Source organism: Phycisphaerales bacterium, from assembly GCA_016716475.1.
Classification (GTDB): Bacteria; Planctomycetota; Phycisphaerae; order UBA1845; family Fen-1342; genus JADJWG01.
This window is the reverse complement of the sequence record JADJWG010000004.1, coordinates 449437-463898: the sequence shown is the minus strand read 5'-3', so window position 1 is coordinate 463898 and position 14462 is coordinate 449437. Positions and strand designations below refer to the sequence as shown.

The 14462-nt window shown below is 66.2% G+C and carries 12 protein-coding genes; 8 read left to right on the top strand and 4 right to left on the bottom strand.

Translation table 11 applies throughout. The features are described from left to right. Nucleotides 1–22 precede the first annotated feature (22 nt). The gene (cysC, locus tag IPM18_15985) at nt 23–640 is read right to left on the bottom strand and encodes an adenylyl-sulfate kinase (GenBank protein ID MBK9121082.1); all 618 of its coding nucleotides are present in this window, start codon (nt 638–640) and stop codon (nt 23–25) included. 257 nt (nt 641–897) lie between these two features. Here cysC and IPM18_15980 point away from each other — a divergent pair, with 257 nt between their 5' ends. The 5 genes from IPM18_15980 to IPM18_15960 all read left to right on the top strand — a co-directional run bounded on the left by IPM18_15980 (nt 898) and on the right by IPM18_15960 (nt 6450). Further along, on the top strand, nt 898–2007 hold the full coding sequence (locus IPM18_15980) for an aminopeptidase P family protein (GenBank protein ID MBK9121081.1): 1110 nt from the start codon (nt 898–900) through the stop codon (nt 2005–2007). Nucleotides 2008–2058: 51 nt separating this feature from the next. Next, the gene (accB, locus tag IPM18_15975) at nt 2059–2520 is read left to right on the top strand and encodes an acetyl-CoA carboxylase biotin carboxyl carrier protein (protein ID MBK9121080.1); all 462 of its coding nucleotides are present in this window, start codon (nt 2059–2061) and stop codon (nt 2518–2520) included. Between the two features lie 12 nt (nt 2521–2532). Then, entirely contained in the window at nt 2533–3888 is a 1356-nt protein-coding gene (accC, locus tag IPM18_15970; GenBank protein MBK9121079.1) for an acetyl-CoA carboxylase biotin carboxylase subunit, read from the top strand. A gap of 128 nt (nt 3889–4016) precedes the next feature. Continuing rightward, nucleotides 4017–5213 carry a hydroxyacid dehydrogenase gene (locus tag IPM18_15965; protein MBK9121078.1) on the top strand — a complete coding sequence of 399 codons (1197 nt, stop codon included), beginning with the start codon at nt 4017–4019 and terminating at the stop codon, nt 5211–5213. An 88-nt stretch (nt 5214–5301) separates the two neighbouring features. Further along, nucleotides 5302–6450, top strand: coding sequence for a peptidylprolyl isomerase (locus IPM18_15960; protein ID MBK9121077.1), 1149 nt, complete (start codon nt 5302–5304; stop codon nt 6448–6450). 55 nt (nt 6451–6505) lie between these two features. Here the strand turns inward: IPM18_15960 and IPM18_15955 are convergent, their stop codons facing one another. Beyond that, on the bottom strand, nt 6506–7420 hold the full coding sequence (locus IPM18_15955; GenBank protein MBK9121076.1) for an alanine racemase: 915 nt from the start codon (nt 7418–7420) through the stop codon (nt 6506–6508). A 197-nt stretch (nt 7421–7617) separates the two neighbouring features. Next, nucleotides 7618–8043, bottom strand: coding sequence for a hypothetical protein (locus IPM18_15950; GenBank protein ID MBK9121075.1), 426 nt, complete (start codon nt 8041–8043; stop codon nt 7618–7620). Nucleotides 8044–8279: 236 nt separating this feature from the next. Between IPM18_15950 and IPM18_15945 the strand changes: the two genes are divergently transcribed. Next, the gene (locus IPM18_15945; GenBank protein MBK9121074.1) at nt 8280–9752 is read left to right on the top strand and encodes an anthranilate synthase component I family protein; all 1473 of its coding nucleotides are present in this window, start codon (nt 8280–8282) and stop codon (nt 9750–9752) included. Nucleotides 9753–9871: 119 nt separating this feature from the next. Here the strand turns inward: IPM18_15945 and IPM18_15940 are convergent, their stop codons facing one another. Beyond that, a complete protein-coding gene (locus tag IPM18_15940; protein ID MBK9121073.1) occupies nt 9872–12061 on the bottom strand; it encodes a DUF4159 domain-containing protein in 2190 nt (729 codons plus the stop codon). Nucleotides 12062–12243: 182 nt separating this feature from the next. Between IPM18_15940 and prmC the strand changes: the two genes are divergently transcribed. Both prmC and murA read left to right on the top strand, forming a co-directional pair. Next, nucleotides 12244–13146, top strand: coding sequence for a peptide chain release factor N(5)-glutamine methyltransferase (gene prmC, locus IPM18_15935; protein ID MBK9121072.1), 903 nt, complete (start codon nt 12244–12246; stop codon nt 13144–13146). Nucleotides 13147–13163: 17 nt separating this feature from the next. Then, complete coding sequence (gene murA / locus IPM18_15930) at nt 13164–14438, top strand: UDP-N-acetylglucosamine 1-carboxyvinyltransferase (protein ID MBK9121071.1); 1275 nt, start codon at nt 13164–13166, stop codon at nt 14436–14438. Nucleotides 14439–14462: the final 24 nt, after the last annotated feature.

The following is a 14462-nucleotide window of genomic DNA, read 5'->3' as shown; positions in this document are numbered from 1 at the left end:
CAGTGGACCGCAGGGCCCGTTTCTACGCGCGGAGCAGCTTACGCTCCGCCAGGAGGTCAAGCAGCTTGATCGTCGCGTCCTGCGGCGAAAGCGTCGCGGTATCGAGAATCAGCTCGGGGGACAACGGCTCCTCATACGGCGCCGAAATACCGGTAAACTCGGGAATCTGGCCGGCCCGGGCTTTGGCGTAAAGCCCCTTCGGATCACGCTGTTCGCACACCTCGACACTCGCCCGTACAAAAACTTCGAAAAACGGCAGGCCGGCCTCGGCATGCAGCTTCCGCACCAGGTCGCGATCCGCGCGGTACGGGCTGATGAAACTTGTCAGCGTGACGACACCCGTGTCGGCGAAGAGCTTGGCCACCTCCCCAATGCGGCGGATGTTCTCAGTCCGGTCGGCCGGCGAGAAGCCCAGGTTGCTGTTGAGCCCGTGCCGGATATTGTCACCATCGAGCACATACGCGAGGTGTCCGCGCTCGACCAGCGCGTGCTCGGTGGTGAATGCGATCGTGCTCTTGCCACTCGCGCTCAGGCCTGTGAGCCAGATCGTGGCACCCGCCTGCCGCAACAGCTCGTAGCGGGCCGTTCGCGCCACGTGCCCTTCGTGCCAGGTGATGTTCGTCGCCTTGAGGTCTGCCATGCTGGATTCCTATTGCGGCTGTAGAGCGCGGCCGGCCGGTGACAACGCCCCCCACCCCGGCGCGACCGGTGCGCCGCATCCGCGGAGGATAGAAGCGCCGGCGGTTCCCCGCAACTCACACGTTTGGAACCGGTCGTGTCCGCTGGTCGGGGGCGCGCCGGGCGACTACACTGTGCGACCGGTGTCCGATCGGAACCTCGACGTGGCCGTAGCGGCGCGGCGCGGGTGCGGATTTGCGGACACGCACCGGAGGTGGTATGGCCCGAACGGCTCCCGCCCGTGGACGCCCGCAGCCCCCAGAACCGCAAGCCACGCGTCTGGCGCAATTGCGGGCCTGGATGCGGCAGCAACGGCTCGATGCGTTCCTCGTGCAGGACCGCTTGGATCAGTTCTGGCTCACCGGTTTTACGGGGGAAGACGGGACGGCCTTGATCACGGCACGCGAGGTGGTGCTGTTGACCGACGGGCGTTTCGACGAAACAGCCGACCGTGAAGCGCCCTATGCCCGCAAGGTCATCCGTAAGCGCCGTACGCCGGATGTCACCGCCCTTGAATTGCGCCGCCGCAAGCTCACGCGCGTCGGTTTCGCTGAAAATCAGATGAGCGTGGCGGAATTCCGCGCCTTGGGAACCCTGGCGAAGCCCGTGCGGCTGGTGCCGGGATCCAGTCCGCTCAGCATGCTGCGAGCGGTCAAAACCTCCGCCGAGGTAGACCAGATCCGTGTGGCGATTGATATCGCCCAGCGGGCGTTTCAGCGCATGCAGGCCTGGCTGCGGCCGGGGCGGACAGAGCGGCAGATCGCGGCCCGACTCGCGTACGAGATGCAATCGCTGGGCGCGGAAGGCGAGTCGTTCCCCGCCATCGTCGCGGCGGGCGCAACGTCCTCATTGCCCCATTACCAACCCCAGGATCGGCCTTTTGAGCCGAATCAGCCGCTGCTGATCGACTGGGGCGCCCGGGTGGGTTGGTACGTCAGCGACTTGACCCGCGTTCTGTGGGTCGGTAGTCTCCCGCCCCGCCTGCGGAAAATCTTCGACGTGGTGCGCACGGCCCATGATCAGGCGATTGCCGCCGTGCGTCCTGGAATCCCGGCGCGGCAGGTGGATCGTGTGGCGCGGTCGGTCATGCGCGCTGCGGGTTACGAAAAGAAGTTCAACCACGGCCTGGGACATGGCATCGGACTCGCGGTGCATGAAGCGCCGCGGGTTTCACGGGTGTCGACAGACGAATTGCAGCCCGGCATGGTCATCACCATTGAACCGGGGATCTACGTGCCGGGGCTCGGCGGCGTGCGCTTGGAGGATGATGTGCTTGTAACCGCTTCTGGTTGCGAAGTCCTGTCATCCCTGCCCCTGGACGGTTCCTAGCCCGCCTGCGAAGACGTGCGAACGGCAGCGCGGCGCGTGCGAGAAAGCCTCATGGAAATCGATCATCTCAGGAAGCTCGTCGAACTCATGGTCGACAACGACCTCAGCCGCATCGAACTACGCGAGGGCGAGACCCACATCCTCCTGCGGCGCGGGCAGCCGGTGATCCAGACCGGCCCGCTGCCCGTGGCGAGCCCGGTCGGACCGCCGGCGGCACCGGCCCACGTAGCGGCGCCCCCGGCTTCGCCTGCGCCGGCCCCGGCGCCCGACAACGAAGTCCTGATCCGCTCGCCGATGGTCGGCACGTTCTACGCCGCGCCGGACCCGGAGTCCCCGCCCTACGTCAGCATCGGCTCCGCTGTGCAGCCCAACACCGTCGTCTGCCTGATCGAGGCCATGAAGGTGTTCAATGAATTGAAGGCGGAGGTCGCGGGCCAGATCTCCCGCGTTCTGGTGAAAAGCGGACAGGCCGTCGAATTTGATCAGCCGCTCTTTGCGGTCACCCCGGCCTAGCGCGGAGCGGCGATGTTCACACGAATTCTGGTGGCCAACCGGGGCGAAATTGCGCTGCGGATCATCCGCGCCTGCCGCGACATGGGCATCGAGGCCATCGCCGTCTACTCACGGGCGGACCGTGACGCGGCGTACCTCAAACTCGCCCATGACGCGATCTGTATCGGCGGCGAGTCCCCGGGGCAGTCGTACCTCAACGCCGCCGCGATCATCTCGGCCGCCGAGATCGCCGACGTGCAGGCCATCCATCCCGGGTACGGCTTCCTCGCCGAGAATCCGCGCTTCGCGCAGATGTGCCGCGACTGCAAGATCGAGTTCATCGGCCCCTCGGCCGAGGCGATGGAGAAGCTTGGCGACAAGGTCGAGGCGCGCAAGCTTGCCAAGCTTGCCCGCGTGCCGCTCGTGCCGGGCAGCGGGGGGATTGTCGCGAACGAGGACGAAGCCGTCGTCGTGGCCGAGAAGATCGGTTACCCCATCATGATCAAGGCCGCCGCGGGCGGTGGGGGTCGCGGCATGCGACCCGCACACAACGAGGCCACGCTGCGCAGCAGTTTCCGCAACGCCCGGGCGGAGGCGGAAGCCGCTTTTCGGGACGGCAGTCTTTACATCGAAAAGCTCATCGAGCGTCCGCGTCACGTTGAAGTGCAGTTGCTCGGTGATCCGCGCGGGAACGTCATCCACCTGTGGGAGCGTGACTGCTCCCTCCAGCGGCGGCACCAGAAACTGGTCGAGGAATCGCCTTCACCGCACATCAGCAACAAGACGCGCACCAAGCTCTGTACGGCGGCGGTACGCCTTGCGAAAGCAGCTAATTATTACTCGGCGGGTACGTGCGAGTTCCTCGTCGATCAGAACGACGATTTCTACTTCATCGAGGTGAACGCCCGCATCCAAGTCGAGCACCCCGTTACCGAGCTCGTCACCGGTGAAGACCTGATCCAGTGGCAGATTCGGATCGCCGCCGGTGAGCCGCTCAAGCTCAAGCAGGACCAGATTCGCCAGAACGGCGCCGCCATCGAGTGCCGCATCAATGCCGAGGATCCCGAGGGTGGCTTCCGGCCAAGTCCCGGCCCGATCCACGAGCTGATCGCCCCCGGAGGTCCCGGGGTCCGGCTCGATACGCACGCCCACGCGGGTTATACGGTCAGCCCCTACTACGACTCGATGATCGCCAAGCTGCTGGTCCACCGCCCCACGCGACAGGAGGCCATTCGGGTGATGGCCCGGGCGCTGAGCGAGTTCACGATCCGTCCGATCAAGACCACCATCCCGATTTTGCGGGCCATCATGGATAATGCGGATTTTGTGAAGGGCAACGTGGACACGGGCTTTATCGAGCGTACTTTCTCGGCGCCCAGTCCGCGCTGACTGGCAGTGTGCCCAGGGCAGTCCCTCATGCCGGAGGGGCGGGTGTGAATCCGAACCCACGACTGTGCGCGGCTTCTTCCGCCCGGTTAGGATGACACTGTGGGGCTGTTGTGTCCGGAGGCCGGCCCATGAAGATCCTGATTGCCTGCGAAATGCCCGAGGCCGCCCGGGAACAGTTCCGGGCACTCGCGCTCAACGTGGACTATCGGCCGACCGTTGCTTTACCGGAGTTGCGTGACGCGTTGGCCGACGCGAGTGTCCTCGTGGTCGGTGACCTACGCGTTTCTCCTGAAGCGCTGCGCCGCGCAAACGCTTTGCAGCTCATCGTGCATGCCGGCCCGGGTCCGGGCGACATCGCCATCGACGATGCTTCGACCCAGGGCGTCTTCGTAGCGCATTGCCCCGACCAGCACGCGGTCGCGGTCGCAGAACACGCCTTCGGGCTGATTCTCGCCCTGGATCGACAGATTGCGACCCACACGACGGAATTGCGCGCGGGCAATTGGAATCGGGCGGCCATGGGCGATGCCCGCGGGCTGGCTGGTGCCACACTCGGCCTGCTCGGATTCGGTACCGCCGGTCGTCTCCTTGCCCGCCGCGCGCGGGCGTTCGACATGCGCGTCCTGGTTTGGACGCCGCAACTGGCCCTGAGCGGGGCCCACGAGCGTGATATCGAGTTCTGCAACTGGCCACGTGAACTCGCCCGGCAGGCCGACATTGTCGTGGTGCTTAGTGTACGGGATGAACGCGGGGTGCTGGTGGATGCCGACTTTGTACAGGCCCTCCGCGATGGTAGTTACCTCGTGCATCTCGGCGCACCCGGTGCCGTGGACGAAGCTGCCGTGGCGCAGGCCGTCGAGCAACGCGGCTTGCGTGCCGCTTTCGACGTCTTTGCGTCGGAGCCCGGAACGGGGACCGGTCGATTCCGCTGGCCGTTTCCCGACTTACCGCACGTGGTCGCGACACCGCACGTCGGGGCACTGACCGCTCAGGCGCAGACGGCCACGTGTGCCGAGGTTGTGCGGATCGTCCACGACTTTATGGTCACCGGCGAAGTGCATAACTGCCTGAACGTGTGCGATCGGAGTCCGGCGACATGGCAGCTCGTTCTCCGGGTTCGGGACCAGGTCGGTGTCATGGCTTCGATCCTCGAAGCGGTACGGGCGGACGGCGTGAATGCACAGGAAATCACCAGTCGGGTCTTTAGCGGCGCCAAGGCCGCCTGGTGCACGATCGCCCTCGATGAACGTCCGAGTAGCGAGGCACTGGAGTCGATTCGTGCTCTTTCCGACGTACTGCATCTGGAATTGCGGGCGGTCGTCTGATAGCTTGCGGCACGTTGGCCGGCTGGCAGAATTTCGATCGGCCGGCGTCACCGTGTGAGCCCAAGCGGGTATAAGGACCTGGAGTCGCATGCACCCAAGGCGAAGTGGTCATCTCGGTCGGCCGGAGCTCCTACTGGTCGTTTTGGGCACGCTCAGCGCGCTCGGCCTCCTGGTGGCCCCCTTGGCCGCCAGCCCGCGGCCGGACGGCTGGGTGCCCGCAGACCGCGCGCCCGCCGTGCGGCTCGCGCTCGAGCCGGTCCAACCGTTCTATTTCCCCGACGATCCCGCGCGCTTCCGCTTCATGATCTACAACAACAGTGACGAGGTGCTTGAGTTGCCGATCACCTCGGCGGATGGAGATACCGCGGTCGGCCTGCCGCTCGAACTCATGCTCGGCACGGAGAATGAACCCGCCCTCATGCTCGCTTACGAGAATGAGCCGCTGCGGGCGCTTGCGGTCCGCGCGCGGGGTGAACTTGCGTCGACGGCTTCCGCCCAGACACCCCCGCCGGAAATCCCAACGATTCTGCGACTGGCGCCCCGCGCCGTGCTTGGCGGCGAAGTCGACCTGCGCCCCCACCACAGCATGCTCCGCTACACCGGTCGCCACCGGCTGGAATGGCGGCCGCTGGGTGGCCGTTTGGGCGCCGCCACCGCGGCGGTGGACGTCGATCCGCGACGCGAGATTGTGGTCGTGACGGACCTCGGGAAGATGACCTTTCGCGTGGCCTACGACGAGGCCCCGCAGAACGTGCGGAATTTCCTTGAACTCGCCCGCTCCGGGTTCTACGACGGCAAGTCGTTCCACCGCCTGCTGCCGGGCCAGTTGCTGCAAGGCGGCTGCCCCGAGGGCACGGGCCGCGGCATGCGCCCGGATCGCAAGACGGTCCCCGCCGAATTCAGCGACTGGCCGATCGATGCCGGTACGCTCGTCATGGCACGGCTGCCCAGCGACCCCGATTCCGCCAGTTGCCAGTTCTTCATCGGGCTCGCACGCCTGCGTGAGCTCGACGGGACCTTCACCGTCATCGGTCAGGCAAGCGATGAGGAAAGCTTGGCGACGCTGCGCCGGCTGAATCAACGCCCCGTCGATGGCCAGGATCGACCACTCGAACCCCTGCTGATCCGCTCGGTGAACCTGGTCGTTGCCGCCGAAGCCCGCGTGCGACGCCTCGAAGTCAGCCCGACTCCACGCCCAGTGCCTCCACCGCCGGTCTCCACGCCCGACGAAGAGTGAGCCCCTGCCCCACCCCTGTTGTATCCAGAACACCCGGGGCCCCTGCTGCGCGCCATCACCCCCAGCTCCCGACATACCTGCGCATCCCCATCGCGCAGTAGCGACACAGCACTTCGTGCGGGCGAATGTTGTGATGGGTGGCCAACGCCGCTACATCGAGACCGTCACCCAGGAGCACCACTTCGTCACCTTCACGGTCTGATGCCGCCACACTGACGAAGGACGTGTTCATGCCGACTTCAAGCAGGCGCTGCGGGCGGCCGTTTACGAGCACCGGCCCCGGTGCCAGCAGGTTGCTGTAGCCCGCGAGGATGATTCCTACACGACCGGCATCAAAGCCGGTGTACCCGATCGGGCCCACCGTCTCACGCACCGCACGCAGTCGTGTGGTCACTCGAACCGCGCCGCGATAGAGCGCCAAGCCGGGCCGCACGGCATCGAGCCACGCTGCGGGCTCGTGCAGCAGCGCCGTCGCTGCCGCGTGCAGGGGCCGGCCACGGTGTCCACACGCCGCTTGCAGTTTCTCAACCGCCGTGAGCGTTACGGCATGGCAGAAGTAATCGGCCACCTCACACGCCGCGGCCAGCTCATCAATCTGCTCGGCACGACAACCGAAACGCTGCATGCCCGTGTCGACCTTGATGGCAACCTGGTGGCCGCGGAAGCGGGCCGCTTCGCTCAGCGACGCGACGGCCGGCCGGAGCCGCAGTTCCCGGTACTCGGCGGGATCACCGTCCGGCGGTCCCAGCGCGAGTCCTGCGCGCCGTACCTCACGGGCTTCATGCACCGAGAAATAGACGAACTCGTCGGCGACCGCGGCGATCGCATCCGCTACTGCGGACGCTCCGAGGCCATAGGCATCCGCCTTGATGACGGGCAGCAGACGCACACCGGTCCGCGCCTTGATCGATTCGGCGGCAGCCCGCACCTGATCCAGCGCGACGACGACATCCACAAGGGGGGAACGCATGGTACAAATCCTGGCGGACCTCCGTGTCCGGGGCGGAGTATACCACGGTGCCCCCATCTGCCAGACGCTGGGGGGATCGAGCTGGCTGCGCAATGTCAGAAAAAGTGTGACGGAGCCGCCGGCCACCGAGACCGACCGCTCCGTCACATGCTGAAGAAGAGAGATTCGTGGCCCGCGGGGTGGCGGGCATCAGAAACTTACCAGCGTAGCGACCGTGCCTGGACCTGAACCCGCCGATCACTCGACCGGTACTGCGGCGTGTAGTAGCGCGTGTGCGATTGGACGAGACGCGGGTCCTGATAGACCGGACGATGGTACGAGCGGTACTGCGGCTGCACTTGGACAAAGCGCGGACTGCGGTCCACGTAGACGTAACGCGGGCTGCGATCCACATAGACCACGGGCGGGGCGCAGTCGTTGTACACGTACCGCGACCGATGTACGATCACGGGCGGGGCACAGTCACGCACCACGACCGGCCGGTGGTGGTACCGAGGGGCGTGAACATGCCGCCCACCACTGCCATAGCTGAAACCGAAGGAGAACCCGCCAGCCAGTGCCGGCGCTGCAGCCGTAGCCAAAATCAGGCCGGCTGCTGCCCACAAACTCTTGGTTACCCGCATGTCAGTATTCCTCACTTCCGGGCGCCCGAGGATTCGAGTCGATTATAGCTCGCCCCCAACTGAGACACTGCTGAATCTCCCGAAGTTAGCCCGAATGCGGGAAAAACCGCAGTTCGACGCCGGGAGCGGTTTGAGTGGCCAAAGGGTCGTCGCGACCAGGGCGGGGACCTAGGGAAAAAAGGTCCGCAAAAAGCCCGGTGAGACGCCTATCATCCCGCAAGCCGAGAGGAGAGCCCATGCTCGAAACGTTTCATACAAGCCCGGTCACCGTCCCGCGGAATCTGGCGGCCGCTGTCCGAACTTTCTGCTCAGGGTCGGAAGCTGCCTGGCTGGACGGTGGCACCCACGCCTTCAGATCGTCCGGCGTACCGCGCCGCAGCGTCATTACCCGCACTCCGCTTGCGGTGCTCGAACAGTTGGCCGGCGAACCGGCACGGCTGCGTGTGCGATCCACCACGGTGGCCGAAGCTGCGAGTGCATGGGAACTTTGGCGCCATGTGCAGCGCCGTCTGCCCCCGTACGCGCCACATCCGACACTCGCCCCGGGGTGGATCGGTTACCTGGGGTTCGAAGCCGTGCACCAGCTCGACAAGCTCGCGGTCGCCGCGCCACAGGCCCCCGGCTTGCCACTCGTACGACTGGCACTCTTCGACCAGGCGATCACCCTCAACCACGATGACGGCACCGCACAGCACACCCACGCGCCCAACCTGGCGGCCGCGCTCGGGGCACTCTTCGAGGTCACTCCGCAGACAGATGCCGCTTTCGAGCGGGACTGGCGTAGCGCCTGTGACCAGTCGCCCGGACCGTTCCCGGTGCATCCGCGCCCGACACTGACCACAACCGTGGACCGGGCCGAGCACGAGCGCCGTGTCGCCCGGGCCCTGGAATACATCGCCGCCGGTGACGTCTACCAGGTTAACCTGGCCCATCCACTGCGGTTGTCGGGTTGCGGCGATGCCTGGGATGTTTTCACGAGTATTCGCAGCGCCAACCCGGCCCCCTACTCCGCCCTGTTGACGTGGGACGGTGGCGCAGTGGCGTCATTTTCGCCCGAGTTGTTCCTGCACCTCGATCGCGACCGCGTGCTTACCCGCCCCATCAAAGGGACCCGCCCGCGCTGCGGCGAAATGGAGATTGACGAGCCGGCAGCCGCAGCGCTGCTCGCTTCGCGCAAGGAGGCCGCCGAACTCGCGATGGTCGTCGACCTGCACCGCAACGACCTGGGGCGCGTGTGCGAATACGGCAGCGTCCGCGTGGTTCATCCGCGGCGGCTGGAAACGCACCCGACGGTCTACCACACCGTTGCCGACGTCGCGGGGATTCTGCGGCCGGAGTGCGACGCCATCGACCTGATCGCGGCGGCGTTTCCGGCGGGCTCCGTGACCGGGGTCCCGAAACTGCGTGCCCTGGAGATCATTGCGGAGTTGGAGCAAGCACCCCGCGGCGTTTACACCGGCAGCATCGGGGCACTGGGGCTCGGCGGTCGCATGACAATGAATGTCGCAATCCGCACGCTGCAGATTCGCGGCGATGAGGCCACGCTTTACGTCGGCGGTGGCATCGTGGCCGAGTCCAACCCCACCGCGGAGTACGACGAGACACTCGCGAAAGCCGCGGGCATCCTGCGCGGACTCGGCCTGGCAACACCCCACGTACAGACCCCGGAGTTCGTCGTCGCGCCGCAGCCGGCCAGCATTGCACATTGACAGGCGCGTATAGATCAGCACGTGGCGTCCCCGCGGGCGTGATAACACGGATACAACCCCGCATGCCAGCCCACCCAACGCGAGACGGGGGTGCGGACAGGCGATCTGGCCTGCTGCGCTCAACGGGTCAGGGCATACAGCACAATATTACTTGTCAGGCGCAAGGCATCTTCGCTCGCATAGCCCCAGCAACCATCGAAGGCCGGCCCGCTGAGGCCACAACTCAAACTATAGGGGCTGAAAACCACTACCAGCCGGCCGGCGCTGCGCAGACCCCAAAGTTCCGGCGCGCGCAGATCTCCCTTGGCTCGCACGACATCCTCCGAGTACGACACCTGCCGCACGTCGAAGCCAGGTGTACCGGTGTAAATAGGATGGTCTGGCGGTAGCCGCTCCAGCGTGCTGTCCGGGAACATCGCACCCAGCAAGGCCCGTAAATCGGTCGCGAAGGGTTCAGTTCCGCAGCACGCATCCGCGAGCAGGAATCCGCCGCGTTGCAGGTGTGTCCGCAGCGCGGTTTGTTCCTCTGGGGACAGACGCAGTGCCCCGTGGCCGGCAAGCACGAGAATCGGGCTGCTCACCAGTTCCGGCGCGGTCGCCCGAAGCTGGCGATACTGGGTGACGACATCGACGCCGGCCGCATCACGCAGGAATTCTGCCAACCGCACGAGTGCGGTCGGGAACGGGCGCCAGTCCCCCTCGTGGACCAACTGCGTGAGTCGCAGCGCGTCGAGCGCTGGCGGACCGGCAGTGGCGGCGGCGGAATCGGATGGCAGTACAACCGCATCTAGACGATCGCGCAGGGGACGGCGGCCGGTGGCGTAGGCGGCAATGTTGGCTCCGAGTTGCAGCGGTCGTTCGCTCGGACCCGGCACATCGCTGCGTTCCCATGGGCAGGCGAGATCGTGCGGGCTGAACAGGATGCTCGTACGGCAGCCGTAGTCGAGGCCGAAGAGCTCGAGTGCGCCGTCCTGGTCCCCGAAGAGCACAAGCGGATAGAGCAGGCGGTACACGGCGTGTTCCGCTCCGATGCGCCGCAACGGCACTTCGGGAAAGGTCTCGGCCACAAAGCGCTCGAAGCCCTCACGAAAGGCGGGCGCGCCATCGGCGGCTTCGAATAGCACCGTGCCGCCGTTTTCGACGTACGCACGCAGCTTGGCACGGCGATCCGCGTCCCACGAAGGAAATCGCGACCCGTGGACAAACAGCAGCGGCGCAGCGAGCCAGTCCTCCAGAGGCGCTTCGAAACGCACCGTCTGCCAGGTCACCGGCTGACCAAGATCCTGCCCGAGGAATACGACCAGCCCGGCCAGGTCAAAACGTGTCGGACTCCAGGCATCCGGGACGTCGGACCATTGCAGCTTCTGGACAAGCAGCGCGCGATACCCCTTCGTGAGGAAGAGCACGGCAAAGCACGTGTCGGTCAGGTCGCCGCGCCAGCGACCGTCACGGTCCTGCGCACGCACCAGGAACGACGCCCCCAGGCGATACCAGTCGTGCCGACCCAAGTAACGCTGGCCCGCGAGGATGCCGCAGCGTTCGACCGCATAAAGCCAATAGTAGAGGTGTTGCCCGCCTGCGATGGGGTTGGTATCGCTGCGGAAGTGTTCGGCCAGCCAGGCCATCCCACGCGCCAGCGGCGCGCTGGTGCGGTAGTTCCCGCAGCCACGGCTGCGTTCGCGCTGCTGAATCGCATGCCCCAGAATGAGCAGGTCGGCGACACCTGCCGCTGTCATGCTGCCGTAGCTCGCACCGCCTTCCTGGTAGGACCAGCCACCATCGGGGCGCTGGGTGCGCACGACCGTGGCCAAGGCCCGGCGCCAGACGACAAGGGGCACATGGATGCCGGCGTCAGCCGCCGCCTGCAAGCCCAGCAGTGCAAACTGACTGTTGGAGTGGTCGAAACGCTCACCCCCGTCGACGGTGTACGACCACAGGCCCGAACGATTCTGGGCCGCGATCAGAAAGCGGGCGCCTTCTTCCAGGTCGGGGCGAAAGCGCTGGGGATCGGCCAGCGCCAGGGCCATGAGCTTGAGACTTACCGTGTAGACATGCCGATTGGGCAACGTGCGGAGGTGCTCAAGCCCGCGTACCACGGCCGGGTCGCCGGGCGCAACGTCGGCCTGGAGCAGTGCGAGCAGTGCGAGGGCGGTGTTGCCGCCGGGCTGACTGCGTTCGGGCCAGGAGCCGTCGGGGTGCTGGAGATTGCGGATCGCCTGCACACCACGGCGAACCGCTTGCTGCACCTGCGTGCCGGAGGCCTCGGGCTGCGCAGGTGCGGCGGCTCCGGCGGCGAGCACGACCAGCAAACCGCAGGACCACCACCCGTTTCGACCTGTCTTGAAAGGCCCCATGACGACGGAGTATACGCGGGCCGGGGTGCGGCGGCGGTGGGAATCGGGAGACGCGCTGCGCTCCGGGCGCATCCCCGGATCCGTGATCTCTGTGCCGCGCCCTCGTCCCGCCACACAGACCATGCTATATTTTGACCATGACCGCAGGGCACACGGAAGGCGGCGCGTGGACGGTGACGCGCCTGCTGGCATGGACGCGCGAGTACCTGCAGCGGCACGGCGTGGAATCCCCGCGCCTGTGCGCGGAAATCCTCTTGGCGCACGCGCTCCAGTGTCAGCGGATTCACCTGTTCACCCGGCATGAGGAGATCCCCGCCGATGCTGCGCTCACAACTTTCCGTGAGCATGTGCGACTGGCCGCCGGCGGCACACCGATCGCCTACCTCACCGGTGAGAAAGAGTTCTTCTCGTTGCCACTGGAAGTCAACCCAGCCGTACTCATCCCGCGCCCCGAAACCGAGATCCTCGTTGAGCGCGTCATTTCGCTCGTGCGGACCGGACAGCGCGCGGACCCGACGATCCTGGACGTCGGCACCGGCAGCGGCTGCATCATCATCGCGCTCGCGCGTCATCTACCGCAGGCCCGGCTGGCCGCGAGCGATGTGTCGGAGGAAGCCCTCGCCGTGGCGCGCCGGAATGCCGCCCGGCACGGTGTCAGCGAACGCATCGACTTCCGCTGCGGCGACCTGCTCACCCCTTGGAACGGCGGCCTGTTCAACCTGATCGTGAGCAATCCGCCCTACATTGCCACTGCGGGCGCCCCCGTCGATCCGCAGGTGCGGGCCCACGAGCCCCACGCGGCCCTCTTCGCCGGCCCCGACGGTCTCGGAGTGATTCGCCGGCTGGTGGCGGCCGCACCGCAGGCCCTCTGTCCCGGGGGACACCTGCTCATGGAAGTGGCTTACGACCAGGCCGCGACCGTCCGCGACCTGCTCGCGGCAGAAGTGTGGCCGCAGGTGCGCACCTATCGCGATGGTGCCGAGATCGAACGCGTGATACACGCACAGCGGGCGAAGGCCGGCTGTGCTCAAGTGGCGTAAAGGAGCGACCGGTGGCACTGCCGTATTTCGAGATCAATGGCGGCGCGCGGCTGCGGGGCACGGTGCGGATCGGCGGCGCAAAGAATGCCGCCCTACCGATCATGGCCGCGGCGATTCTGTGCGACGGCGAAGTCGTGCTGCACGACGTGCCTGGTGTGGCCGACGTGTACTCGCTGTGTGAACTGCTGCTGAAACTCGGCGTGGAGCATGAGTGGCGCAACGATGGAGCCCTGCGGCTGGTCGTACGGGATGAAATGAACTGCAAGGCCGAATACGACATTGTGCGCAAAATGCGTGCGTCGATCTGTGTGCTTGGTCCGTTGGTGGCCAAGCGTCACAAGGCCCTGGTCGCGATGCCGGGGGGGTGCGCGATCGGTGACCGGCCCGTGGATCTGCACGTGCGGGCGCTGAAACACCTGGGCGCCGAGGTGGAATTGGTCAATGGCGACATCGTCGCCAAGGTCAAGAAGCTGCGTGGCACGGAGATGTTCCTCGGCGGGCCATTCGGGTCCACCGTGCTCGGAACCGGAAACGCCATGATGGCCGCCACGCTGGCCGAGGGCACGACGGTCATCGAAATGGCCGCCTGTGAGCCGGAGGTCGTCGACCTCGCAAACTTCCTGAACGCCTGTGGGGCCTCGATCACCGGACAGGGCACGCCGCGGATTGTGGTCGAAGGCGTCAAACAACTCCACGGCTGTGAGTACCGCATCATTCCCGACCGCATCGAGGCGGGTACCTTCATGGTCGCAGCCGCGATTACCAACGGCGAGCTAACCCTGGAGAATTGCCGGCTCGATCACCTGATGGCCTTTGTGGACCGGCTTGATGCGATCGGAATCCAGGTGGAGAAGCAGGAGCGTGGCGTGGTCGTGTCGTCGGCTCGTCGGCTCGAACCCGTCGATGTAACCACGCAACCGTTTCCCGGCTTCCCAACCGACCTCCAAGCCCAACTCATGGCGCTCCTCTGCCTCGCGGATGGCAACAGCATCGTTACCGAGAAGATCTTCCCGGATCGCTTCATGCACGTCGCGGAGCTGAACCGCATGGGTGCCCACCTCCGCAAGGAGGGCCCCACGGTGATAGTCGAAGGCGTGAAGCGGCTCGTCGGCGCCCCCGTGATGGCTTCTGACCTCAGAGCGTCCGCGGCCCTCGTGCTGGCAGGGCTCGCCGCGCGGGGCGTCACAAGGGTAAACCGCGTGTATCACCTGGACCGCGGGTACGTGAAGTTCGATGAGAAGCTGCGCAGCGTCGGGGCGGACATCCGGCGCCTGATGGGTGAGGAGGGGTAAACCGGTTCGGCCCCCCGACCAGAG